Annotated in this window: 17 protein-coding genes; 8 read left to right on the top strand and 9 right to left on the bottom strand. The window is 60.0% G+C overall.

Going from position 1 to position 24,410, the window contains the following annotated elements; translation table 11 throughout:
* Positions 1-31: 31 nt before the first annotated feature.
* Entirely contained in the window at positions 32-982 is a 951-nt protein-coding gene (locus AB4037_RS03480; RefSeq protein WP_441770823.1) for an ABC transporter substrate-binding protein, read from the bottom strand.
* A gap of 400 nt (positions 983-1,382) precedes the next feature.
* A complete protein-coding gene (locus tag AB4037_RS03475; RefSeq protein WP_441770542.1) occupies positions 1,383-2,609 on the bottom strand; it encodes an MFS transporter in 1,227 nt (408 codons plus the stop codon).
* Between the two features lie 92 nt (positions 2,610-2,701).
* Here AB4037_RS03475 and AB4037_RS03470 point away from each other — a divergent pair, with 92 nt between their 5' ends.
* Positions 2,702-3,721, top strand: a complete 1,020-nt coding sequence (locus AB4037_RS03470; RefSeq protein WP_434960451.1) for a LacI family DNA-binding transcriptional regulator — start codon at positions 2,702-2,704, stop codon at positions 3,719-3,721.
* Between the two features lie 178 nt (positions 3,722-3,899).
* Here AB4037_RS03470 and AB4037_RS03465 read toward each other — a convergent pair whose 3' ends face one another.
* Both AB4037_RS03465 and AB4037_RS03460 read right to left on the bottom strand, forming a co-directional pair.
* Positions 3,900-4,250: a hypothetical protein gene (locus AB4037_RS03465; RefSeq protein ID WP_434960450.1), complete on the bottom strand. Its 351-nt coding sequence runs from the start codon at positions 4,248-4,250 to the stop codon at positions 3,900-3,902.
* Positions 4,251-4,285: 35 nt separating this feature from the next.
* Positions 4,286-4,846: a hypothetical protein gene (locus AB4037_RS03460; RefSeq protein WP_434960449.1), complete on the bottom strand. Its 561-nt coding sequence runs from the start codon at positions 4,844-4,846 to the stop codon at positions 4,286-4,288.
* Here AB4037_RS03460 and AB4037_RS03455 point away from each other — a divergent pair.
* From AB4037_RS03455 to AB4037_RS03435, 5 genes are all read left to right on the top strand, one after another.
* A complete protein-coding gene (locus tag AB4037_RS03455; RefSeq protein WP_434960448.1) occupies positions 4,831-5,163 on the top strand; it encodes an NAD-dependent epimerase/dehydratase family protein in 333 nt (110 codons plus the stop codon). The genes AB4037_RS03460 and AB4037_RS03455 overlap by 16 nt on opposite strands.
* A gap of 483 nt (positions 5,164-5,646) precedes the next feature.
* On the top strand, positions 5,647-5,925 hold the full coding sequence (locus AB4037_RS03450; protein WP_434960447.1) for a hypothetical protein: 279 nt from the start codon (positions 5,647-5,649) through the stop codon (positions 5,923-5,925).
* 1,601 nt (positions 5,926-7,526) lie between these two features.
* Complete coding sequence (locus AB4037_RS03445; protein WP_434960446.1) at positions 7,527-7,724, top strand: hypothetical protein; 198 nt, start codon at positions 7,527-7,529, stop codon at positions 7,722-7,724.
* A 255-nt stretch (positions 7,725-7,979) separates the two neighbouring features.
* Positions 7,980-8,189 carry a cold-shock protein gene (locus AB4037_RS03440; protein ID WP_434960445.1) on the top strand — a complete coding sequence of 70 codons (210 nt, stop codon included), beginning with the start codon at positions 7,980-7,982 and terminating at the stop codon, positions 8,187-8,189.
* A gap of 118 nt (positions 8,190-8,307) precedes the next feature.
* The gene (locus tag AB4037_RS03435; protein ID WP_441770541.1) at positions 8,308-8,565 is read left to right on the top strand and encodes a hypothetical protein; all 258 of its coding nucleotides are present in this window, start codon (positions 8,308-8,310) and stop codon (positions 8,563-8,565) included.
* A gap of 311 nt (positions 8,566-8,876) precedes the next feature.
* Here AB4037_RS03435 and AB4037_RS03430 read toward each other — a convergent pair whose 3' ends face one another.
* The 4 genes from AB4037_RS03430 to AB4037_RS03415 all read right to left on the bottom strand — a co-directional run bounded on the left by AB4037_RS03430 (position 8,877) and on the right by AB4037_RS03415 (position 20,139).
* Complete coding sequence (locus tag AB4037_RS03430; RefSeq protein ID WP_441770540.1) at positions 8,877-17,420, bottom strand: GH36-type glycosyl hydrolase domain-containing protein; 8,544 nt, start codon at positions 17,418-17,420, stop codon at positions 8,877-8,879.
* A gap of 418 nt (positions 17,421-17,838) precedes the next feature.
* Positions 17,839-18,051 carry a hypothetical protein gene (locus AB4037_RS03425; protein WP_441770539.1) on the bottom strand — a complete coding sequence of 71 codons (213 nt, stop codon included), beginning with the start codon at positions 18,049-18,051 and terminating at the stop codon, positions 17,839-17,841.
* Positions 18,052-18,122: 71 nt separating this feature from the next.
* Positions 18,123-18,575, bottom strand: a complete 453-nt coding sequence (locus AB4037_RS03420; RefSeq protein WP_434960442.1) for a hypothetical protein — start codon at positions 18,573-18,575, stop codon at positions 18,123-18,125.
* A gap of 727 nt (positions 18,576-19,302) precedes the next feature.
* Positions 19,303-20,139, bottom strand: coding sequence for a phytanoyl-CoA dioxygenase family protein (locus AB4037_RS03415; protein ID WP_441770538.1), 837 nt, complete (start codon positions 20,137-20,139; stop codon positions 19,303-19,305).
* 106 nt (positions 20,140-20,245) lie between these two features.
* On the opposite strand from AB4037_RS03415, the gene AB4037_RS03410 reads away from it, so the two are divergent.
* Entirely contained in the window at positions 20,246-21,295 is a 1,050-nt protein-coding gene (locus tag AB4037_RS03410; RefSeq protein ID WP_441770537.1) for a LacI family DNA-binding transcriptional regulator, read from the top strand.
* Positions 21,296-21,555: 260 nt separating this feature from the next.
* Here the strand turns inward: AB4037_RS03410 and AB4037_RS03405 are convergent, their stop codons facing one another.
* On the bottom strand, positions 21,556-22,719 hold the full coding sequence (locus tag AB4037_RS03405; protein ID WP_441770822.1) for an extracellular catalytic domain type 1 short-chain-length polyhydroxyalkanoate depolymerase: 1,164 nt from the start codon (positions 22,717-22,719) through the stop codon (positions 21,556-21,558).
* 352 nt (positions 22,720-23,071) lie between these two features.
* Here AB4037_RS03405 and AB4037_RS03400 point away from each other — a divergent pair, with 352 nt between their 5' ends.
* Positions 23,072-23,995: a nitrilase-related carbon-nitrogen hydrolase gene (locus tag AB4037_RS03400; RefSeq protein ID WP_441770536.1), complete on the top strand. Its 924-nt coding sequence runs from the start codon at positions 23,072-23,074 to the stop codon at positions 23,993-23,995.
* The last annotated feature ends 415 nt before the right edge of the window (positions 23,996-24,410 follow it).

Raw genomic sequence — 24,410 nt, 5'->3', positions numbered from 1 at the left:
GGAGGAGGCCATCTTGAGCCAGACGATGGTGTCAGTCGTCGTGCTTGGTATTCCATCCCTTGTAGTCGCCGACATTTTCGCGGGTAACCAGGGCGGAGGGAATCAGAATAATGGGCTTCTCGGGCTTCTTGCCGTTGACCAGGTCCATTGCCGTCTGCGCCGAGACTTTGGGAATGGCATAGAAATCCTGGCTGGCCGAGGCCTTGATCATGTCCAGGGCCGGATCCTTCAAGGCGGACTCGATGTCGGGCGAGCCGTCGACGGACGTGATGAAGAACTCGCTGCGACCTGCCTGCTTGGCCGCGAGCGCCGTGCCGATAGCCTGCGGATCGTTGATGGTGAAGATCGCATCGATTTTGGGGAAGCGGGTCAGATAGCCCTGCGCCACCGCCATGCCGCCGTCGCGCGATCCCTTGCCGTCCTGGTCGTCCGACAGGATCTTGATGTCGGGATATTTGGCTAGTACCTGCTTGCAGCCCACCACACGGTCGATCACCGAAGAAACCTGCGGCCCGTTCTGAATGACGACATTGCCGGCACCCTTGAGCTTGTCGGCGATATACTGGCAGGAAACACTGCCAGCCATGATATTGTCGGTCATTACTACGGCATCGGCTCCCTCGGCGGCCGTATCGAAGGCGACGACGGGAATACCGGCCGCCTGCGCCTTCTTGATGGCCGGGGTGATCGCGTTGGGATCGCCGGGATTGAGCAGGATGAAGTCGGCACCGGCAGCGATGAAATTGTCGATCTGGTTGACCTGCTTGCCGAGGTCGTAGTCGTAGCCGACGGTGGTCACTTGTGCTTTGGGATAGGCCTTCTTGATGATCTGGGTCGCCGTGTTGGCGATGATCACGAAGCCGGGATTGCCGAGCGATCCCACCGATATACCCACCGATCTGACGTCCTTGGCCGATGCTGGAGCAACCGCACCCATGGCCAAGGCAACGCCGGTCATTGCAAAGCCGGCGAGATAATTCATGGCTTTCACGTTTTCCTCCCTAATGAGATCGATCTCATTAGAATTTAACATTTAACGTGTACAGATTGTTATCAACTCGACTGCCCTGTCAACCTCTTATGTCGATCTCGAGCGGACCCGTGCGCTGCGCCGATCGCGGCACCGTCTGCGCCGAACCGTGCTACCGAAATGGGCGACGGGTAAAAGCCATGAACAAGGTAGATTCTCAGCTGTTCACGGACTTGATCGGCGACGCGGAGAACAACACTGCAAGAGGCCCGCCGGCGACGGCACGATCGTGTGCTCCAAGTAATCGCTACCTGGAATCCGGCAGGCAAGGTCCCTGTCGTGCTGCCGGACGATGGTTTGCTCTGACAGAACCGGCTGAGGTGATCGGTTGACGCGCAGCGCTCGAGCAAAACTATTTCAACTCAGAGGAGCGGGCCATCGCAGCCAATCCGATGACGGCAACGGCGGAGAAAGCGGCGGGAAAGAAGAACACATTCGGCAGTCCGACCAAGGCGACTCCAAGCCCGCCGGTCGCGCCTCCAAGAGCTGTGCTGAGTGCCGCCGAACTCATGAAGATGGCTGATGCTGTGGCGACCGCTTGTGGGAGGAGCCGTTGGGCAACGATGATGCCAAGTGCCGCGAACACGCCCCACACGCCGCCCATGAGAATCTGGCCAGCAAACATTCCGGCTGCCGTGCTCCAGACAGCAAAGCAGATATTGGCCGCAACGCCAAGTGCTGCGGCCAGTGACATCAGCCAGAGAAATCCGATCCTGCGGCCAAGAACGACGCTGAAGGGCATGATCAGCAGTTCCACGAAAGGCTGAATACCGATGACAGCGCCGCGGGTTCCGGCATCCAGCCTGAGTGTTTCTTCCATATAGAGCGGCAGGAAACCGTATTTGATTGATTCCCCACCGTAGACGAGAATGAAAAAGCCGGTGAAGACCAGCAAAGGCAGCATTGACCGCCACGATGCGACTTGACCGCTCCCGGCGGGCAGTGCTGGCGTGCTTTGCCTTGGCGGCACTGAAACGTTCAAGGTACCCAGCGGTACGATCTGCAACAGGAAACACAGTGCCGTTGCCCACAACATGGTGCGGTAACCCGCTTCGGCAGCAAGCCATGTCCCGGCCACCGGTCCCAGAACCCAGCCTGCAGTAAGGGCCATGCGGACGATGGCGACAACGCTCTCATTGGCTCGCCCTCCTCCCCGGCCCAAATCATCATGAAGGGCCGCGAACACCTGTGAAGCGGCTGCCACGGAGAACGCCAGGAAGAAAGCGCTCATCACGAACGGCATCCACGCCGCAGTTGAGATTGCGATGCCGGCCCAGCCTAGGAAGCCCAGGATTGCGCAGATCCGGAACAGACCGAGGCGGTTGCCGGTTCGGTCGGAGTAGCTACCGACGACATAACCGGCAATGGGTGCCACCAGACTGGTCAGATAGAACAGACCAGCGACCGGCAGGGAGATGCGCAATTCCTTCACCAGGAACAGCACGATCTGGGGAGCCGCCGCCGACGTTGCGAGGCCGGAAAGGAACATCGCCATGGTCGCGCCACGGTAAAGCGGCGAAGACAAAACCTGTTTGATGGCCGACGGGCCTTCGGACTGGTCGAAAACACGCGCTTCCATGCCTTAGGCCTTTGCAGTAACCGGTTACTATATGCATATTCTGTCCAAGCGATGCGGTCAATCATCGCGACGACAAGACGAGGAGCCTCAGATTGGGCGGCAATACCACCGGCACGAAGAACATCCGAGATGTCGCCAGAGCGGCCGGCGTTTCAGTCGCCACGGCATCACGCGTTCTGGCTTCGACAAATTACCCGGTCGCCGCGGCAACGCGCGAAAAAGTTCAGGAGACGGCACGGGCGCTTGGTTTTGTGCCTAACGCACTGGCCCGCAGCCTCGCTCGGGCGCGAAGCGACAGCATCGGGGTGGTCGCACCATTGTTGGTGAATCCCTATTACGCGGCCATGGTCGAGGGCATTGATGCAATGGCACGTGAACATGGGCTTTGCATGCTGCTCAGTCTCACCAACAGCGATGAGGAAAGACGCGAGACGGTGATCGACGAACTGCTTGCTCGCCAGGTCGATGGCATCATCGTGTGTGCGGGCGCCGCAGACCACATGCCCGGCCGTACGCCTGAAGCCGCCGGCGTCCCCTTCGTGCTGATCGGTCAGCAGGCCAATACAGGATTTCCGATCATCACCGTCGATAACCGCCGCGCCGGCTACGAAGCAACCGAGTATCTTTGGAGCCTGGGACATCGCCGGTTCGCCTATCTGACGGGTCATGCAGGCTGGCACGACTTCAAGGACAGGGAAGCGGGCATGCTGGAGTTTCTGCGCAGCAGGGCCGAACATCATCAGGCCCGGGTCTTTGAGGACCTCCTCGATGAAGCCGATAGCTATCGCTGTGTTCGTGAAGCCTATGCAGCCGGATTGAACGCCACCGCCCTCCTTGCCTCCACGGACCGCCATGCTCTCGGTGCCTTGGCGGCGCTCGCCGATTGCGGCCTTGGCGTTCCCGGCGACATATCCGTCATGGGCTTTGACGATTACGTCACCAGCAAGTTCGTGCGCCCATCGCTGACGACCATGCGCATGCCGGCCGGCGACATGGGCCGAGCCAGTGTTTCCAAGCTGCAACATATGTTTTCCAGCAAGGAGAAAGCAGAAGATGCACGGTTTTCAGCCACTCTCATCGAGCGAGGATCGGCAGGGGCGGCGAAATCCTGATGCATTGACGAGATTATCGGACATCGTGGAGGAGTGGCAAACGGCAGTGCCATACTGAACCGCCTCTACACCGCCGATCTGGTTGCCATCGCCCCTGCGCCCGCTGTTTCTGGACGGGACGGCGATGCGCACCCATCTCGGTCCACGGCATATTCTTCAAACTCGATCTCGTGTCTTTTCAAAGTCCCGCCAGGGAAAAGATCACCACAAGGCTCATCAAGACCCAACCCAAATGCCTGCCTCGGCTGGCTATGGCGTTGCCGACAGCCGCGTAGCCATAGACGATCACCGCGGCTCCAATGATCCATCGGCGGGCATTCTCCGAACCTAATGCAGGGGCCGCAATCAGTAGCGCCCCAATTGCAATCCAGTCAATCGTGCTTGCCTGCCAGACCATCCTGAGCAGCGCGCGCACCCTCTTTGTCTCGATGATCGCTTTGGGAAACAGCTGCCATTCGCCAATGACCCCGTGCATCATCGCAAACATGATGGCCAACGCTCCCGCGGCCTGCAAAGCCAGATCTCTCATCGGGCACCCCCGTCGGGTCGATATGTCGACACCGTTTACGACGGCTCTCCTCGAGCATCATCGGTTTGGAGCCCAAGCCAGGCGATGCGCATGACGACGTCGACGAGTTCTGCACGCGCGACATCGGGATGGTCGAACCACCACAAGCCGAGCGCGTGGAGACCATGCTTGAGAAACTCCGTCGCAGCCTGCACGCGGGGCGAAGCATCGCCCCGCATAAATGTGGCAAGCAGAACTACCAGTCTCGCGGAAGCCCCGACCTGCACCGCACGTGACAGTTCAGCCGCCACTAAATTGTCGGTCGGCGTCGACAGCAAAACCCGCGCAGCCACCGGCTGCTGCTCGATAAACAGAAAGAAAGCATCGATGGCACGACGGAACTTCGGTTCCGGCTCCACCAGATGCAGCCCACCCTCGACGCGCTGACCTATATGGAGCGTCGCGTCACCACGTCGAGGGACGTGGAGGGGGTCGTCCTGCGCTATGGCGCTTTCTACGGTCCCGAGAGCGGCGTATTCGATCCGAGCCTGATCGAGCAGATCCGCAAGCGCCGCATGCCGATCATCGGCAACGGCATGGCATGGCATGGTGGTCATTCCTGCATATCGACGACGCGGCAGAAGCCACAGCTCTGGCGGTCGACCGCGGCTTGCCTGGCATCTACAACGTCGTCGACGATGAGCCAGCACCGGTCCGCGAGTGGCTTCCGGCGTTGGCAGAATTGCTTGGCGCCAAGCCACCAATGCACATCCCGGCATGGATCGCCCAGTTCGTTGTCGGCGACCACCTGGTCAAGATGATGACTGAAATCCGGGCCGGCTCGAACAGGAAAGCAAAGACCGAAATCGGATGGATCCCGCGATACCCCTCGTGGCGCCAAGGCTTCGCCCAGGTACGCGCGGCCCCTGGCTGATCCGGCAGCCGCGAGCATCGGGCTAAATGGTCGATCTGACAGAACCGTCAAAACCTATGATGCGCCGCTCCAGCACAAACACCATTGGAATACGGATTGGAATATCGGCGCCACCGACAAAAGCCGCACCGGCGAAGCGCTTCCCAGCAAGTGGAAGCCTTCCATTTTGAACCTTTCCGCGTTTGTGGCTCGGCTCGCGCCTACGATGCCGATCTGCTTTCTAACTCATTGATATACCGAGTATGGCTGGGGTCCCGCTACAATGCCGACCCACATTTAGAAGCGACCAGGGGGCATCTACGGCGGGTCTGACGCGATCAGCGTGGTGGGAACCGGGTACCGGGTTTTCGCGCGGTGAAAGCTCAACTTCGCTGCGATCCTACAGATAAAGACCGTCGTCACATGCGAGTGTGGCAACCTCGAACTGGAACCTTGCGAGTGCCATACTGTTCTCACCCTATGAGGATTGGTAGGGGAACGGCGATGACCACGGTTCGATTTCTTCGCGAAGACGAAAGCCCTCCGACGGAAAGCCATTGGGTCCTGATTGAATTGACCGGCCCCGTTTGGGTTGTAAACAGCGCCACATACTCGGAGGATGTTGTTCCCTCCGACCCCATTGGGCCGTTTCATACCCGCGGCGATGCAGTCAAAGCCGCAACGAATTTGGCCCAAGAAGTAGGCATCGACGTCGTTTATGTGCGCGGGCCTCAGTTGGAATTGCCCTCGATGAATGAGCACGCGGCAAACAAGAGCAATTAGAATTACTTAGACAAAATAAATATTTATTCATATTAAATCCGACAAATAAGGCTTAAGATGTAAACTTGATGATTGGATTGGATAATATGAAAAATAAAAATGATAAGTCTGCACAAAAAAATCAACCGAAGAACAGCGATTTTGCTGTCGCTTCAAGTTCTTATTACAAGAAGCGCTCCAACGTTTCGCAAGAAATACAAAGGCATGACAGCGAAGGCGACCGTGAAGAGACCGCCGGCGGTACAAATACCGACGGGACACCGCCTACGCGAACCAGGCTCCAAAAGACATCCCCCGGATCTCGACGGGTCCAGCGAGCCCGTCTAATTCGCTCGTCCCCATAAGGTGCAATGCTGTTGGAGCGCAGCAGCGGGCAGCGGACGGAAAACAGAGATTTCAGAGTGAGAAACCAAGACCGAGGCAACACCTGTTTGCTTATGAGGGAATGCTGTCTGCAGAGCTTCAAGGTCCTCCTTGTTTAGCGTACCCTTCACGCCTTGTTATGTTGCTCGTCAGGGGCCACATTCATAATCCGAGGGGGCAGATGAAACCAATCCTCATGACACTCACAAAGACAGGCCGCGACGCAACACCGGTTACTGTGAACGTATCCCAGATTTTGAAAATCGAACCTCTCAAGGAGGGGTCGATGATATATCTGGGTGATCAAACGACAGTATCCGTAGCCATAGGGCATGAAGAACTCATTCAAAGGCTACGGGAAGCCATCGCCCATGCGCCGTAGCGAACTGGCAAGATCCCAGCGTTGATCGGCTAGAAACGAAAAGGAGCTTCCCTGGCTCGAAAGCCGTAGAGACGAGTAATATCGAGTCTCAAACACACTGACCTATCGAAGACTTAGCTTTCCTGGGAGCGCGGACGTCCCTGCAACACTCAAGAGAGTGTCGGACGATCCGCTCTTCGATCCGCGATTGCCGTGTTTCCAAGAGCGGACGAGAACGTCCGCGCTCCCAGGAAGAGTCAAGCTCAACGCGACCTGGGATAAGTTCTGGTCGGCGTGCAAGACGAATGTGATTTTGAAAGATCCTGTCAATAGACTGCAGGGGGGTCCGTGGCTGGATGATGACCTTGGTCCCTTTGCTTGGATGTCACCCCAGCCAGCGTTCGCACCATTGTCCAAATGAAAGTGAGACAATCACATTGTCATGATGACAGGTACTGAGGAAGCCAGCGGCGCGGCGGGGAACGGCTGCGACGTGGAGCTCTCACCCGGGCCCTCTCATTTTGCCTGAAGCTGACCCAACTCATTGCCGGCTACCGCAAAACAGGAGAACTGAGATGGAAGAACGACGTGAGCTTTACAGAAGCCCTGGCGATGATGTCTGGTACCTCGGTCGCGATCCTTCGGACGGGATGGCCATCATCATTCATCAAGCGAATGGTCCTTCCGGCTCCGCCATTTCCTTTATCGCCTTGCGCGACTTCCTCAGAGCTGGCGCAGACGGTCCAGAGCATAGGGCTTTGCTGCGACTCATAGCGACACTTGTGCAAACGCCTCCCTTTGCCGATCGGGGGAATGCGGAACGGTAGGCAGGGGCCTTTCCGCTCACCGGTAACAGACACACTGAAAGGAAAGAACGATGTCCCAAAACCTCTCCGGCCCGGTGGAGCGCATTTGCCGCTTGATGTGCCGCATGGAGGGACATGAGGAATTGGTAGGGTTTGAGGGCGAGCCCATGTGGGAGTCCTTCCGGGAGGACGTGACGCAGATACTTGCTGAGCTTCGCGACGGGGACACATTGCCGAGTGGATTATCCGTCGTTAAGATCGACAAGTGAACATCTCGTATTTTCTGGAATACGAGATGTTAATTCCGGGAATTTCTGGGATCTTTCCGAAGAAAGTTCTAAAAATATTTATCTGACTTGCCATAATCATATTTAAAGTTTATGGTAATTTTCATCGATCTTGTTGCCGATCTTTTTCTGCGCTATTAGCGCCGACGATTTTCCTCTCCAAAAATCGATCAAAACTTACTCGCCGGGGCTTTGCACGGTGGGTTATTTATTATGAACGATTGAAAGGAAATCGTTATGAATACCGGAACCGTAAAGTTCTTCAACACGACCAAGGGCTTTGGCTTCATCCAGCTCGATGCTGGAGGCTCCGATGTGTTCGTTCACATTTCGGCCGTCGAACGGGCGGGAATGCACACCATCGTAGAGGGTCAGAAGCTCTCGTTTGATGTCGTGACGGATCGGCGCAATGGAAAAAGTGCAGCTGAGAACCTTCAGGCTGCGTGAGAATATGGCGCGTCTGGTCTTTGACCACGGATGTACTGGCACTGGCCATTGATGCGCGATGAGAAGGCCGGGTTCGCCCGGCCTTTTTGTTATGGTAATTTACGAGAAGATTGCCGAAATGACGACATTGGATTTCACGACGCCCGCAGCGGTATATGTGCAGATACCCGGGGCCTTTCGTTCAATGCGAGGCAGGGCACCCCAGAAATATCGTCGGTTCGAAAGCCTCGCACTTGCCGTTCAGTTCGCGGTCGAGAAGTCGCTGGCAGAACTGCGAACGCTCATGATCGAAACCGATGATGGCGATTACACCGGCGCCGAGATCCAGTCTCTCTACGACCATAATAATTATCCGCTGCGCAAAGCGGCCGACTGAGACGTTTCCGAACAACAGCTGTTCGAGGAACCTTCCAGATCGGCAGGCCTGTTACAGCGCCCTCCTCCGCCTTGTCCTTCTCCATCCTGCTCCGCAGGCCTCTATGGGTTTTCAGCGGAAAGTCTTTCAGCAACAGTGCGTTCATAGTGGCCTCGAAGCCGGCCTGCACTGCCGGTCTGGCTTTCGGCCGAGCACGTCGATGAACTCGATTGGCCGTGGCTTGGCCGGCACCTGTTCGAAGAGATCGCGCACGTTGCGGCAATGCCGACGAACACTTCCACAAACTCAGAATCGGAGAGGCAGACGAACGGTCATGCCCCATGAATAACCTTTCCACCGAGACTGATCCGCAAATCGTGCATTCCTCCGTCCAGGGGGACACGGGCGTAGCCTTTGACGCATCCGAGAGGTGCCCCGTCGAGGACAGCCGCAACAACAACATTGCAACCCGTATCGGATGGGCTTTCGACACGGATGGTGTACTGGGTGGCGGCAATCTTGACCGTGGCTTCGAAGCCCGGCCAGGCAGCGGGGATGCAGGGATCGATAACAAGGTAGGCACCCTCGCGGCGAATGCCCAGGATGCTTTCCACGCCCGCGCGATACATCCATGCGGCTGAGCCCGTATACCACGTCCACCCCCCTCGTCCCACATGGGGCGGAACGGAATAGACGTCGGCGGCGATGACATAAGGCTCGACCTTGTAGCGCTCGACCTCCTCAGGCGTTCGGGCGTGGTTGATCGGATTGAGGAGCGAAAACAGATCGGCAGCCGCTGTGCCGTGCCCTTGCTTTGCAAAGGCCATGATAGCCCACATGGCGGCATGGCTGTATTGTCCGCCGTTCTCGCGTAAGCCCGGCGGATAGCCCTTTATGTAGCCGGGATCGCGGGAGGTCGTGTCGAAAGGCGGTGTGAAGAGCAGCGCCAGACCATCCTCCCGGCGGATCAGGTGTTTATTGAGGGCGGCCATCGCCTGCACGGCGCGCGCGGGGTCTGCAGCACCCGACAGCACCGCCCAGGACTGGGCGATGGAATCGATCCGGCATTCCTCGCTCTCCTTCGAGCCGAGCCACGTTCCATCATCGAACGTCGCCCGGCGATACCATTCGCCATCCCAGGCGTCGCGCTCGATCGCGGCTTGGACGGAGGCGGCATGCGCCCGCCAACGTGCGGCACGGGCCGGATCGCGACTGTCGGCAAAAGGAGCAAAAAGCGCGATCGCACGCACCAGCAGCCAGCCGAGCCACACGCTCTCGCCCCGGCCGCCTTCGCCGATCCGGTTCATGCCATCGTTCCAGTCGCCGGTTCCCATCAGCGGCAGGCCGTGCTCGCCCGTAAGTTCGAGGCACTGGTCAAGGCCCCGAGCGCAATGCTCGAACAGCGTCTCCTGCTCGTCGGCGATCGAGGGCTGGAAGAAGGCGTCATGCTCGCCCTCGCCGAGCGGCGGCCCCTCCAGGAATGGCACTGTCTCTTCCAGCACTGCAGCGTCGCCGGAAGCAGCGACATAGGTCGCGGTGGCGAAGGCAAGCCACACACGGTCGTCGGAAATGCGCGTGCGCACGCCCTGGCCCGAATGCGGTAGCCACCAATGCTGCACGTCACCCTCGACGAACTGCCGAGAGGCCGCGCGTAGGAGATGGCGGCGGGTCTCTTCGGGAGCCGCAAAGGATAGCGCCATGCCGTCCTGGAGCTGGTCGCGGAAGCCGTAAGCGCCGCTCGCCTGATAGAAAGCCGAGCGGGCTGTGATACGGCATGCGAGCGCCTGGTAGAGCAGCCAGCCGTTCAGCATCAGGTCCATGGTGCGATCCGGCGTCCTGACCTGGATCGAGCCGAGCAGGGTCTGCCAATGTTCGGTCACCGATGCCAGTACCGCGTCGAGATCGGCGTTGCGATAGCGCATGATCAGTTCGCGCGTGTCTTCCACCGAACTGCACTGGCCGATCAGCCACACGATCTCCACTGTCTCGCCCACGCCGAGCTCGATGCTCGTGGCGAGCGCCGCGCAGGGGTCCAGGCCGGCTCCCGCCGCACCCGACAGCGCGTACTCGTCCATGAGTGCGGCCGGCGTGCCAGGCTCCCCGCCACGCCCGAGAAACTCACTACGATCCGTTGTCCACGATGTCTGACGCCCGCCGAGATCGGCGAAGGCGATGCGGCCCGGAAAGGCTGTGTTCCAGGGGTTGCGGGCGAAGATGGCGCCGGTGACCGCATCGATCTCCGTCACGACGAACGGCGCGGAAGCGCCGCGCGATATGCCCAGCACCCATTCCGCATAGGCCGTGATCGACAATCGGCGCGACCGCTCGCAATTGTTGCGCAATGTCAGGCGGGAGATCTTGACCGGGTCGGAAAGCGGCACGAATTGCAGCAGCGCGAGGGCGATCCCGTTCGTCTCATGTTCAAAGCGGCTGTAGCCGAAGCCATGGCCAGCGACATAGGTACCACCGTCACGGATGGGCTGCGCCGTCGGGCTCCAGAGATCGCCGGTGACTTCATCGCGCACATAGATCGCTTCGCCTGAGGGGTCTGCAACCGGATCGTTCGACCATCGCGTCAACTGGTTCTCGCGGCTGTTCTCCGCCCAGCTATAGCCCGCTCCGTCCACCGAGACCTGGAAGCCGAAGCTGGCGTTGGCGATCACATTGATCCAGGGCGCGGGCGTGGTGCGGCCGCCATGGAGGATGGTCACATATTCCTGCCCGTCCCTGTCGAAGCCGCCGAGGCCGTTGAAGAATTCGAGTTCGGGTGCTGCTGGCTGTGACAATCCGAGGGGTATAGTCGCCTTTGTCCGCCGGCCATGGGACGGCACGGCTGCTTGGGGCCAAAAGCGCCCGACCTGATCGGCAATTGGCCCGCGACGGGCGTGGAGTACAACTCGGGCCGCCGCATGCAGCAGGGACCGGGCCTCGGCACTCATGAGATCGGTCCGCAGCACATGAACCGAGCCATTCGCGTGGGCATCGCCCAGCCTTGGCCGGGACTGGCTGCTGCGCACGGCCATTTCAATCGCGATGTGTAGATCCTGCATGTACGAGGCGGCATGCTCGTTGACGATGACAAGATCGACGGCGAGGCGCTTCATGCGCCAATACTCATGGGCACGGAGCAACTGTCCGACCTGGGTGATGTCCGCGATATCGTCGATGCGCAGCACGACGATCGGTAGGTCGCCGGAGATTCCAAGCGGCCACAGTCCAGACTGGGGTCCAGCCCCGCGCAGGATCGCTTCCGACGATGCCCGAAAACGCGGATCGGCGTAGAGGATCGGCGCAGCGAGGCGCTGAAAATCGGCCGCCTCCGTCGCCGCGACGCCGAGATGGCGAAGCTGAACCTGTGCCTGGGTCCACGCCAGTGTTTTTGCACGATCGAACGAGCTGCGATCGTGATGCAGGTCGACGATGTCCAGAAGCTCGGGCCGCGACGATGCAACCACGGTCCAGAAAGCGACCCGCACCACCTTGCCGGGCGGAACGATCACGCGCTGCCTGAGCGAGAAGATCGGATCGAGAACCGTGCCGACCGTGTTCGAGAGCGGCCGATCCTCCTTGAGAGCCGCCGCGTCGGCGATCGTGCGGCCGCGGCCGAGGAAGCGGGCCCGATCGGTCTCATATTGCGGATCGGCAGCAATCTCACCCTCGACCACCGTGAGATGGGCCGCCCAGAGCCGTGGCTCGTCAGGGGACCTCGGCCGGCGCGTCGCCACGAGTGCGCCAAACTCGGCAAGATGCTCGGTCTGAACGAACATCTTGGAAAAGGCCGGGTGAGCGTTGTCGGCGGCGGGCGTCGCCAGCACCATTTCCGCGTAGGAGGTAAGCTCGATCTCACGCGGGCGGCGACCATTGTTGGTCAGGCCTATGCGACGGACTTCGCCATCGTCCTCGGAAGAGACCAGGACGTCCATCGTCGTGGTCAGACTGCCGTCGCGATGGATGAAGTGGGCGTAGTCCTCGCCGAAGATGACTTCTCCGTGTCCGGAACCGTCCCCTATCGGCTGTGCGCCCCCGGTCCAGACCTTTCCGGTCTGGACGTCTTTGAGGAAAATGAACGCCCCCCAGTCGTCGCGGGTCGCATCCTCTCGCCATCGCGTCACGGCCATGTCGCGCCAGCGGCTGTAGCCGGCGCCGGTGGTGGTCAGCATCACCGCATAGCGACCGTTCGAGAGCAGATGCGTCATCGGCGGGCCTGCAGCCGAGGCGGCAAGCCGCCGCGCCGAGGCAACTTCGTCGATGGCTGCGACAAGCGGCGCATTCACCTCCTCAGCCCGGGCTTGCGCTATGGCGATCTCGTCCGGGATACGTTCCTGCAACAGGAGTTCGCTGGCCTTTATCATCGGTTCGCGATGGAACCGGGCGCGCATCCGTCCCTCCTGGAGGGTGTTGGCGATGGCGACGATCGTCATGCCTTGATGGTGGGCCATGAAAGCGCGCACGATGGCGACTTTCTCTTCCGCCGGCAGACGGGAGCGGGTGAAGTCGAGCGCTTCATAGAAGCCGTGGCGGCCACGGGCGCCCATCGCAGCGAGCCGGCTATAGTTCGCGCGCGCCGCCTGGGGGTCGATCATGGTCGCCAGTCCCGTCGCGTAGGGCGCGATCACGGCCTGTCCCGCGAGGCCGCGCTTGAGACCCAGGCCCGGCACGCCGAAGTTTGAATACTGGTAGGTGAACTCGAAGTCGCGGGCGTTGTAGGCCGATTCCGATATGCCCCACGGGATGCCGAGGGAGCGCGCATACGCCTGCTGGTACCCTACCACCAGGCGGCTCGTCTGCTCGAGCAGGCTGCCGGCCGGCGCACGCACCACCAGCGACGGCATTAAATATTCGAACATTGATCCGGACCAGGAGATCAATGCCGAACCGCTTCCCACCGGAGTCGCGGTTCGGCCCAGCCGGAACCAGTGCCGTGTGGGAACATCACCCTTGGCGATCGCGAACAGGCTGGCAAGCCGCGCCTCCGAGGCGAGCAGGTCGTAACAACTTGGGTCGAGGCCATTGTCGGCAAGCGAATAGCCGATCGACAGCAGTTTCCGGTCGGGATCGAGAAGGAACGCGAAATCCATCGCGAGCGCCATTTCACGCGCCGTGTCGGCGATCGCTTGCAGGCGCTCCTCGAGGAGGTTCGGCACATCGGCAATCCCGGGACGATCACGGCTCCACTCGATCACGCCTTGCCTCATCGCCTCGATCCAGAACAACAGGTCTGGCGGGCCGCCTTCTCCATTGTCCTTCATCAAAGACATAGCCGTGCGGGCCGAATCGGTGGCCTTTTCGACCAGCCTGTTGAGCGGCGCAGCGATGGACTCGATCGCCCTCGGACTGTTGAGCAGGGCCTCGATCTCATCGAGAATGACGGTGAGTGGTTGCCCGGGCCCTCCTCCTCCGGCGGGCAGGGCGTCGGCCGCCTCGCGCGCCAGGGTGAAGGCGTCCAGCATGCCGGCCCTCACATCCGGCGCCTGTGCGGCGCCCACCCATTCCTCGCAGGCGTTGGCAAGCGCGATCAGGTGACCCGCGAGGTTTCCGCTATCGACCGACGAGACATAGGCCGGCTCGAGAATGCGCAGATTCTGCGTATCATACCAGTTGAAGAAGTGCCCCTTGAACAAGGCGAGCTCGCGCATGGTGTCGAGTGTGGCTTCCAATCGCTCGACGGTTTGCGTAAGCCCGGCCCAGCCGAAATCGCGGGCGGCAACCGCGGAAAGCAGATAGAGCCCGATATTGGTGGGTGACGTACGCCGCGCGAGCACCGGCTTCGGCTCTTCCTGAAAATTATCGGGCGGCAGCATATTGTCGGACGGTGTGACGAAGGTCTCGAAATAGCGCCAGGTGCGACGCGCAGTGAGGCGCAGATCGGCCGCCTCCGCCTGCGACATGGTAAGCCGGCGCGAGATCGGCGGCGCGCGGCTGATGCGGAACGCAAGTGCCGGCGCTCCGGCCCAGAGCAATGCGAAAGGCAGGACGAGCAACCAGGAGGCCGGAGCGAGCGTGACGGCGAGTGCCGCCAGAACCAGGCCAAGCGCCACACCGCCCGCCATCCGGCGATAGAAGCCACCCACGCTCAGGCGCGGTGCTGCAGCCGATCTTGCCGCCGTCGTCCACTCCAGAAGATGCTTATGCGTGACGAACAGCCTCGCAAGGGTTCTTGCGATCGCGTCTCCCGTCCGCCAAGCCTGATCGGGCAGGAAGGCGATCGAAAAGAACGCCTGGGCAGCCGCGAGGCGCAGGCCACGATCGAGCATGCCGAGATGATTGCGCAAATGCAGTCCCGAGCGGCGCGGCCATATGGAGAAAGCGCCCGGCAGGAAGGCCGGGATCGCAACGGCCGCGAACACGACCGCAAGTCCGACCGCTGCCGCAGGGATTGGGAACAGCCACGACAGAGCAAAGGCCATCAGCGTGAAGGGCGCCAGCAGCGACCGCCTCAGATTGTCCAGCATCTTCCAGCGCCCCAGGGGCGGCATCGCCCGGTCCCCGGTCGAGGAGCCGAACACCCAGGGCAGAAGCTGCCAGTCGCCCCGGATCCATCGGTGCTGGCGTCTTGCGGCGACGTCGTATCGCGGCGGGACCTCCTCGACGACCTCGATGTCGGAGGCAAGGCCGGCGCGAGCGAAAACGCCCTCAAAGAGATCATGGCTCAGCAGCGTGCTGTCCGGCACGCGTCCGGCGAGAGCGGCCTCGAAAGCATCGACGTCGTAAATACCCTTGCCGGTATAGGTGCCCTCGCCGAACAGATCCTGGTAGACGTCCGAGATCGCCGCCGCGTACGGATCGATGCCGGCCGGGCCCGACGACACCCTTTGATAGATGGAGCCCTCATGGTCGAGCGGCAATGCCGGCGTGACACGCGGCTGGAGTATCGCGTAGCCGCTCGCGACTCGTCGTTCGCCGTCGTCGAATCTGGGTCTGTTGAGGGGATGGGCGATCTTGCCGACCAAACGGCGCGCGGCATCGCGCGGCAATCTGGTATCGGCATCGAGGGTAATGACGAAGCGTACGCCGTCCGGCACCTGGGGGGGGCGCCCTTCCACGGCCACGAAGCTGGTGTCGGAGGCCCCGCGAAGCAGCCTGTTGAGCTCGTGCAATTTGCCTCGCTTGCGCTCCCATCCCATCCATGTGCTCTCGCCTTCGTTGAAGAGGCGGCGACGATGGAGAAGAAGGAACCGGTCGCCTCCCGGTCCCGGGCCATAGCGTCGATTGAGTTGCGCGATCGCCTGCGCCGTCACCGCGATGAGTCCCGCATCGCTCTCGACGGTCTGCCGATCCGCGTCGAGGCCGTCCGTGAGGAGGGCGAAAGTCAGGTCCCCGCTCGAGCCCGCCAGATGATGCACTTCCAGCCGCTCGACTTGTTCGAGGAGATCGGCCTCGCTGGTCAGCAGCGTCGGCACGGCGACGAGTGTTCGCAGCGATTGCGGCACGCCATCGGCGAGTTCGAGGCCCGGCAACGCTGTCGCGCCGAAGCACCAGGCAACCACTCGGTTGACCATCGCGATCGCGGCCTCCGTCGCCGGCACGAACCCCACCAAGACGAACAGGGCAAGCCAGCCGGCATCAAGGCCGTAGAGGCCAAGCGCCCATGACGCCAGGGCGAGCAGCACGGCGGTAACGGAAAAAATGGCACCCGCATATCCGCTGATGCCCAGGCGCAGGCCGAAGCGGGTTATCCGCGTTCGTGGAGGCGGCTTGAAGTCGATCGCCCGTTCCAGCGCGCGCCGGCCGTCCCCGATCAGATGGTAGCCGGGATCAGCGAGGCGCCAGCGTTCCTCGGGCTCGACCACGCCCGCGGCTGCCCGGCGCGCTGTCTCCAGCACCTGCCCGGTGATCTCGAGTTCCGTCAATGTCGAGCCGCGAGCGAGTTCCTCGATCGCGCTCCGGTAGAGATTGCGCGTCGGGAAGTCCATCGCGGCGAAATCGCTTCCCGAGCCAAGACGCTCGTCGACGAGACTCACGGTCTCGAACAGGTCCGCCCAATCGATGTCGGAGATCAGCCTCATGCTGGTGATGACATTGCGCACGGTGACGTTGGATGCTCCCAGCCTTTGCTGGGCATGCTGCACCACGTCCTCGATCGAGGTGCCCTGCAGGCGGAGCCGCTCCGTGAACCATCCAAGCGCGGGGGTCGTCCTGGGATCCTGATCCCGCAACCGCTTGGCGAGTTGCGCGGCAAAGATGTCCGACAGGGGCACGAAGGGGCCCATCAGGACATCGAGCTCAGAAGCCGCCTGCCCTATTGCAGGAAGCTTTTCGACCAGGGCGTCGGCATCCGCCCGCTCCTCGCGTCCGGCAATGATCTGGTCGGCGAGCCGGCGCAGATTCTCTACGAGGACAATGCGCAGCGTGATCGCGACGGCCCACAATTCACCGATCGTCAACGGCTGGACCTGCTGGTAGGCGCGGATGAACCGGCGCAGTAGCTCGGGATCGAAATAGCTGTCGGTATGCGCTATGAAGGCCCAGGCTAGCCCGAACACCCGCGGATAGCCCGCGAAAGGCCCGCTCGCCAGCTTCGGCAGTTGCCGATAATAGCCAGGCGGCAGGTCATCCCGGATCTCGCGGATCTGCTCCTCGACCAGATGATAATTGTCGAGAAGCCATTCCGCCGCGGGAACAATACCAAGGCCGCTCTCCACGTCCGCGGCGCTTGCCCGGTACGCCTTGAGCAGTGCAGTGGCATTGTCGTTCAATCGTGTCTGTAGAGGCAGAACGGCGGGCGGGCGCCTCGTGACCGTTTGCGCAGCAGCGAGGCTTTGCGCATGCTGCTCGAGCCGCTCGACGCCGAACAGCTCCTCGCGCACCGGTGCGATGGCGCTCCATGGGTGTGGTGGCGCGCGAAGCCCGAACATCCGATGCAACAAAGCGTTCATTCCCTATCCAGTCGCGCTGTCAGCGCCGGCTTCAGCGCATATGAATGGCGAGCTCCATGGCAGCACGCGTATGCACCTCCCAAATCGGTCTCATCCAAAATGACATGCCAGCAAACGCCCGCTAGTCCATCCGTGGCTAGCGCCTGCTATTGTTTCCGTTCAGATTAGACGATCAATCGCGAATATTTTCGGGACTTTATATCAACGTATTAACAGCATTTTTGAAAAAATGTTCGATTCTGAATTGAATCGAACGGCGAACTAGCGATAAATTATAAAAATAGAACTACAAAAATATCGCAATATTGAGGTTTTATGATCGAATTGTGGATCAAATTCACATCGAGACTCGCAATTAATTTTTCCGATCCGATGCCCGTGTCCTGAATTTTTCTCTTCGGGCTACCCGAACGAAGAATTATTTGCTCAGCAATGCTCGCAACGCGATCCCTTGTGGGCTCTCACCATCGCGCAGAATGAAATCGTCAACATCGATCTCGACTGCTTTCCCGCCCGAAGACCGGTTCGGTTCATGCCTGACCAAAGATCGGCCGGATTCGATGTCGTGGACCAGAACCCAACGATCCCCGTTTGAACTGCTGTAGATCGGCTTCACATCTGTAACCATCATGGATTTCCTTCGTCGTTTTAGATTTCGATAGGGGGTTCCACGTCACCGGAGAACCTTGCGGTGCAGACGGATTATTCACGTACCGGCGCAAGCCGATAGCCGAGCAGGCCGTGCATGCGCCGGACGAGGTCACCCGCGGGATATGGCTTCGGCAGAAAATCCGTATCGATCTCGCCCGACTCCGCTTGGGCATCCGGCCAGGCGGACCGGACCAGGATCTTCATCGACGGATGGTGATTTACCGCGTAGCGAACAAGAGCCAGCCCACCGGGAGCATGCTCCGCGTCAATGTCACCAATCATCGCATCGAAGTCGCTGCGACTCCGCAAAATGCTCATAGCCTCGCTGGCACTTTCACTTTCGACAATATCGTAGCCTTCATCCAGCAGTTCGTTGGCACTGCTCACACGCGAAGCGAGTTCGTGCTCCACGAGTAGAACCAAGGGAGATGAGGCCAATTGCAAAGGCCTGTCCGAATGCCGGCGGCGATGATTCACCGCGGCGATGGTGGTGCTGGTGGGCATATCAAAGCCTGTCGATACGAGGGCCGGGATGGGCCTGTTGCGTGGCGACGGCAGGTAATTTGCCCTGGCTGGTCCCCGCTGCAAAAACCGGTGGCGCAGCACGTGAAGCCCGATTGACCTCACATATGGTGGCACCTCTGGCCACGGAGGTCAGAAAATGCAGTAGTGAAACCTTACACGGATCCACCTCAATATCAAGGTATTTTTCATGAATTTAAAATAAACAAAATAATATATCCTCCTCCCCTTTTAATTTTTGTAATCATAACTACCTAAGTGAAAACGTAAATTGCCTATTTCAAATGTCAATTGGCATGATTTTTGCGTTCATTTACGAATATAATTGTGAAATATGATGTAACATAACTAACGAAACCATCGCACCATTTTGGATTTCAAAGATCGCAGGGCTTTGTGTTTCTGCACAAGAAATTCAAAATGCGGCTGACAAAGGGCGACAGGAATGGCCAAGGGACAAAAACGCGGCAATCGGGAAACTCGCAAGCCAAAGGCTGCCAAGCCGGCAGCCCCCGCTGCCGCAACTTCATTACTGACGCGAGGAACGCTGACGCCGGTCAGCACTATTCTTCCAAAAAAGAAGTAATAGCATAGCCTAGCGTCGTTCTGTGGTGGGCGTCAATGCATCCCGGTATTCTCGACATTCTACCACAGAGTTCGAGACACCAAAATGGCGGGCTGGTTGATCCACCCGCGCTGAGGGCTGTCTTCAGGTCGGATCGGCTCCCATCACGAGACCTTCGATATCGTGCTTCTGGCTGATCGGCACCAACTCATCCACGACCCGGCAGACGAGATGTTTTCTCGCAATGTCCGGCAACGCGTCATACCAGTCGCGGGTGACCATCATGTCATGCAGTTCGGCATGTCCGGCCCCTGGTGCATCGACGCCGAGGACCATGACGGGCCGCGCGATAGGCGATTGGTGCTCTGTTCCTCGGTGGACCGTCAGGGCAGACCGACAGGAGACATCGCCACGCTGAGGATATTTGCGGGTCGCACGCTCCTGGAAACGGCTCCAGAGCGACTTGTCCGGAAACATCTCGTGCTTCCATTCGCGGCCGTCGTCATATTGCGTTCCGGGCGCCACTTCGAAAGGCCCCATATCCTCGGTGACGTCGACGCCGGTGAGGTTGAAGGCGAGCGAGGTGATTTTTCGATCGCGATAGGTGTCGACAGGCGAGGGAAAGTCACGGTGCCAGGGCTGGTACTTTGCACCTTGGAACGGCACGTCGAAGCCGACTTCCACGATCTGGTAATCAGGCCCCAGGACATGGGTGCAGACATCCACCACCCATGGGTGGACGATGAGGTCCACAAAACCGCCAAACGCCTGCGGGTGTATCTCGACATACCAGCGGCGCGGACCGCGACCGACGGCGCCGCCGGGCCTTTGAATGGCTGACCAGAACGCCGTCATCATGTCTTCCCGCATGTGGTCAGCCCATACGGGGCTGAAGGCCCCTTTCAGTCCGATAATGCCGTCCTCGGCAAGTTGCGCCACCTGAGAGGCGATGTCGTATTTGTACGAGGGCTGCGCGGTCATGGAGCCATCTCCTCCCAATTTTTCCAACACTACCGCTACTAATAATTATTAGTCAATGGTCGAACTTTATTAGTTCATGTACGATCGAGGTCCGAACGGGGGACACGTGAATAGCCGGAAGACCACCAAGCGCGTGACGATGATGGACGTGGCGAAGGCGGCCGGTTGCTCGCAGGCGACGGTATCCGTCGTTCTGAACAGCGTCACGGACATCAAGATCTCTCCCGAACTGCGGGAGCGGGTGTTGAATGTTGCCAGCTCCCTTGGCTACGGAATGGGAAGTCCGATCCGGCGGGCGGGTCTCGAAGACCTGCGAGGCGGTTGCATCGGCTTCATTGTGGACCAGTTGGCGACAACGCCGGAAGCGGTCAACGCCATTGAGGGCGCCCGGCACGCGTCCTGGGAAAACGACGTGACCATTCTCGTGGCGCAAACCCAAGGCCGGGCGGAGCACGAGCGCAAAGCGCTGGCTCGGCTTCTGCAGGCCGGCGCGCAAGGCATTGTTTATATGTCGATCTTCACACGTCGGGTCTCCTTGGATCACGCCTTTGACACTCTTCCCGTCCCCCTGGTCTTGCTCAATTGCTATACCGACGATGACCGCTTTCCAGCGGTGGTCCCCGATGAGATGACGGGCGGGCGAATGGCGACCAGCTCACTGATCAAGAAAGGGCACAGGCGCATCGGCACAATCGTTGGAGAGAGTTTCATGGAGGCCGCTCAGGATCGGCTCGCCGGCTATAGAGGGGCGCTGGCGGAGGCTGGCCTTCCTTACGACGGCCGGCTGGTCGTCGAGGGGAGCTGGACACCGACATCCGGCTTCGAGGCGACGCAGAAACTCCTGTCGATCGAGGAGCCACCGACTGCCATTTTCTGCCAGAACGACAAAATGGCCATGGGCTGCTTTACTGCGATCGGCGAGGCCGGATTGCGTATTCCGGATGATCTTTCCGTCGTCGGATATGACGATGACGAGCTGTCACGCCACCTGCGGCCCCAACTGACCACGCTTGAGCTTCCACATCGTCCGATGGGCGCCTGGGCCATCGGGCAACTCGCAAACAAGACCACATCGTCGCCTCACCGCATTCACAAGGTCGGATGCACTCTGATCGAGCGGGCGTCATCAGGCAGACCAGCAGTTCGCAAGCCATGACATCGCGCCCGGTCGGCCCAGGCGAGACTGGGGCATGTCGGTCTGCATCATGCCGTGGACTTCATCGGTTGATCCACGACATATCCATTGCCTCAGGGAAGCTACGCCCGCATCCTGAGACGTTCGGCGACTTTCAGATCGGGCCCAATCCGACCATCCGCGGGCTCTCATCGAACCCAAGAGCCCCCTACTCTGCCTGTTCAGGCTCAGACAACAGCCGCAGAGCACGCGCGAGGTCAATTTATACCGTGATGCCTACATCAACGCATCAAGCCCGCTGCCCGAAGCGCATCTTCGATGATCGTGCGTACACCCCGCCGGTCTGTCTCCAATCGAGGTGTGGATAGACCACCGTCCGACGGGGCTGGAAGCCTCGCCATCTTCTTTTCCGCGGCCGGCGACGGCATGCTCGGTGATGGCACTTCTGTTGCAGCCACGATGGGCTTCGATGGTGTCGAATCGCTTATCTGCATCGCGTCGATGCCCCAGAAACGCGCGATCTCGCGCGTGGACGAGATGCCAATATCGAGCATGTAGGGTCCGGGAGTGCCCAAGCCATCTCCGACGGGTGTTCCGTGCCCCATTCCCGCGATCATCCTGATCTCGACGACCGCCTCACCGGAAGCATCGCACCAGACCTGTCTTGCATGGGCACCGGTGGTTTCCGAACGTGCCGGGGTATTTTTCAACCTGTGCACGTCCTGCCATTGAAGGGCGATTGCTTCCGCGTTGGAAGGGGCAACCGTGTAGTCGGCCGTGCCTTGCCAGATCGATATCTTCGGCCACGGTCCACGGTGGTCCGAAGCACGATGGAGGAGCCGCTGCAGATCTTGCGCCGACGGGCCGCCGTGGCCGCGCATGCGATCGAACGCCTCCGGGACCGTCGCCGCGCTGCCATACGGCAACCCTGCGATGATTGCCCCGCCGGCAAAGACCTCCGGATACGTCGCCAGCATGGTCCCCGCCATTGCGCCGCCGGCTGAAAGCCCGGTGACGAAGATGCGCTGTCGATCGATCCCGTGCGTAAGGACCATCGCCTCGATCATCTGCCAAATCGAGAGCGCTTCACCGGAGTTACGCCTGGTGTCTCCAGGCTCAAACCAGTTGAAACAAAGGTTCGGATTGTTGGTACGCTGTTGCTCGGGAAAAAGCAGGGCAAAGCCGGCGTCGTCGGCAAGCCGAGACCATCCGGAATGATGGTCGTATGCGGAGGCATTTTGGGTGCAGCCATGGAGCACGACGACAAGCGGCGCATTCTCTGGCAAGTCGATCGGAAGGTAGAATTTGCCCTTCAGCGCCCCCGGATTGGAGCCAAAGTCCGTCAGAACCTTGAGGCGGTCTTGCTTTCCATGGTCCAGGGCTTGAACGGAGCGTTGCATGTGCAACGCGCTTAGGCGCGCGATCGTATCGGAGATTTTTCGCAATGTGGCTGTCTCTGTTTTGACGCCCGGAATTGAACGGCAACGGGAACAACGCATCTGCAGCAATATCGTTGCTGCACTGCACAAAAAAACTGGATTGGAAATCGTCCATGAACACCAGACGAGAGCTGCCTTTGCCAGCCGGGACGGCAATATGCCGACATCGACCTCCATCGACTCGTTCTTGCCATGTTCCTAGCTTGATTAATCCGATATCACTTTCCTAGGTCATTCGAGCAAATATGACGCACCGGCAGCAATAACGGCGTACTGGAAATAATTCCGGCATTATTCACACAGAGCCATAACAACTCCAGCGCATGAATTGTTCGGGTTCGACAGCAGGAGATGGACCATGGACACGTTATCCGTCGCGATGTGGGCTACGAATCTTGAAGTATCGGCTGTTAGCCTGGAGGCCTGGGTCGGGTTCGTTGAAGCGAAGATGATGGAATTCTCGTCGTCCACACCGCAAATCCTCGCTCTGCCTGAATTCGCCTGTATGCAGTGGCTCAGTTTCTCTCCGCCCGGGCTTACGGTGCCAGATCAGTTGCCCTGGCTCGCCGCGCAAGCCGTGGAAGCGCTTGTCATGTTGCGCCCACTTGCAGCGCGCTACAATGTGGCCCTGCTGCCGGGTACAATGCCGCACGCACTCATCGACGAGAAAGGCAGTACGCGCTACGCGAACCGAGCCTGGCTTTTCCTTCCGGACGGGCGCGAGGTTAGCCAGGACAAGCTCTGCCTTACGCCGAGCGAGATGGACCCGCAGGGCTGGCTGCTGTCGCCTGGAACCGACGTCGAGATTATCGAGTGGGCGGGCTTGCGCATTGCGATACTGATCTGCCTCGATGTGGAATTCACGTCGCTGTGGGCCCGCCTCGGCAAACTCGACCTCGATCTGATTCTCATTCCAGCCAAGACGGGACTGATCTCGGGCTATTACCGCGTGTTCAGCTGTGCCTATGCGCGAGCGACCGAACTTCAGACTGTCGTTTGTGTCGTCGGCGCCGTCGGCACGCCAGGCAGCAACCCGGCAACCGACGTCGTCATGGGCGGCGCTTGCGCTTACGTGCCGTGCGACGGGGCACTCGGCTACACCGGCATTGCAGCGGCGCTCGGGCCGCATGCGGCCGCATCCGGCTTGAGCCCCATCCTCATCGCGCATGATTTGCCGGTCGGCTACTGCCGCAAGATGCGCCACGGGGCTGCCGAGGCAGAGGTGTGGCCCAGTTCATGGTCGGCCGACCATGTTATTATCAACGATCCGGCGGCGTCGTAGCTTTCCGATTCGAAGCGGCCGTCATCATTTGGCTCTGATCAACGAGTCCTGGGCCTTGCCGCTTCTCCCTCTCTCTCAGCTCCTTCCATCAACGGCTTCTGCTATTGGTTGCAGGGCACGGAACCCCTGATTTGAATCTGCGATTGTAAGTGCTTGATTTTATTGATGCGCAATTTTTCGAGCGAAACGAGGTCGCTAAAACATTGTTTAAGCCATTGCCGGACCGGCCCATCGAGCAGGCGATAGCCGAGTCGGGCTGAAAGCCCGTCAGTTCGGCACGCCCGCCTTCGGATCCGGCGGGAAATAGGCGCTCTTCTGCGCACCATGCAGCAGGTCGATCGCCTTGTTGAGCTGGGTATCGTCCTTCTCGTTGGCGGGCACATAGGCCGAGGAGCCGCCTTCCTCCGACTTGTTG

This window comes from Labrys sp. KB_33_2 (assembly GCF_052114505.1).
In the GTDB taxonomy this organism is placed as follows: Bacteria; Pseudomonadota; Alphaproteobacteria; order Rhizobiales; family Labraceae; genus Labrys.
The sequence above is the reverse complement of the archived record's forward strand: the minus strand, read 5'-3'. Positions and strand labels throughout refer to the sequence as shown.

What these genes read in the sequence shown, in the direction of transcription:
- AB4037_RS03480 (WP_441770823.1), bottom strand. Translation starts at nt 982, where the DNA reads ATGAATTATCTCGCCGGCTTTGCAATGACCGGCGTTGCCTTGGCCATG.
- AB4037_RS03475 (WP_441770542.1), bottom strand. Translation starts at nt 2,609, where the DNA reads ATGGAAGCGCGTGTTTTCGACCAGTCCGAAGGCCCGTCGGCCATCAAA.
- AB4037_RS03465 (WP_434960450.1), bottom strand. Translation starts at nt 4,250, where the DNA reads ATGAGAGATCTGGCTTTGCAGGCCGCGGGAGCGTTGGCCATCATGTTT.
- AB4037_RS03455 (WP_434960448.1), top strand. Translation starts at nt 4,831, where the DNA reads ATGGCATGGTGGTCATTCCTGCATATCGACGACGCGGCAGAAGCCACA.
- AB4037_RS03460 (WP_434960449.1), bottom strand. Translation starts at nt 4,846, where the DNA reads ATGACCACCATGCCATGCCATGCCGTTGCCGATGATCGGCATGCGGCG.
- AB4037_RS03450 (WP_434960447.1), top strand. Translation starts at nt 5,647, where the DNA reads ATGACCACGGTTCGATTTCTTCGCGAAGACGAAAGCCCTCCGACGGAA.
- AB4037_RS03445 (WP_434960446.1), top strand. Translation starts at nt 7,527, where the DNA reads ATGTCCCAAAACCTCTCCGGCCCGGTGGAGCGCATTTGCCGCTTGATG.
- AB4037_RS03440 (WP_434960445.1), top strand. Translation starts at nt 7,980, where the DNA reads ATGAATACCGGAACCGTAAAGTTCTTCAACACGACCAAGGGCTTTGGC.
- AB4037_RS03435 (WP_441770541.1), top strand. Translation starts at nt 8,308, where the DNA reads ATGACGACATTGGATTTCACGACGCCCGCAGCGGTATATGTGCAGATA.
- AB4037_RS03430 (WP_441770540.1), bottom strand. Translation starts at nt 17,420, where the DNA reads ATGAACGCTTTGTTGCATCGGATGTTCGGGCTTCGCGCGCCACCACAC.
- AB4037_RS03425 (WP_441770539.1), bottom strand. Translation starts at nt 18,051, where the DNA reads ATGATGGTTACAGATGTGAAGCCGATCTACAGCAGTTCAAACGGGGAT.
- AB4037_RS03420 (WP_434960442.1), bottom strand. Translation starts at nt 18,575, where the DNA reads ATGCCCACCAGCACCACCATCGCCGCGGTGAATCATCGCCGCCGGCAT.
- AB4037_RS03415 (WP_441770538.1), bottom strand. Translation starts at nt 20,139, where the DNA reads ATGACCGCGCAGCCCTCGTACAAATACGACATCGCCTCTCAGGTGGCG.
- AB4037_RS03400 (WP_441770536.1), top strand. Translation starts at nt 23,072, where the DNA reads ATGGACACGTTATCCGTCGCGATGTGGGCTACGAATCTTGAAGTATCG.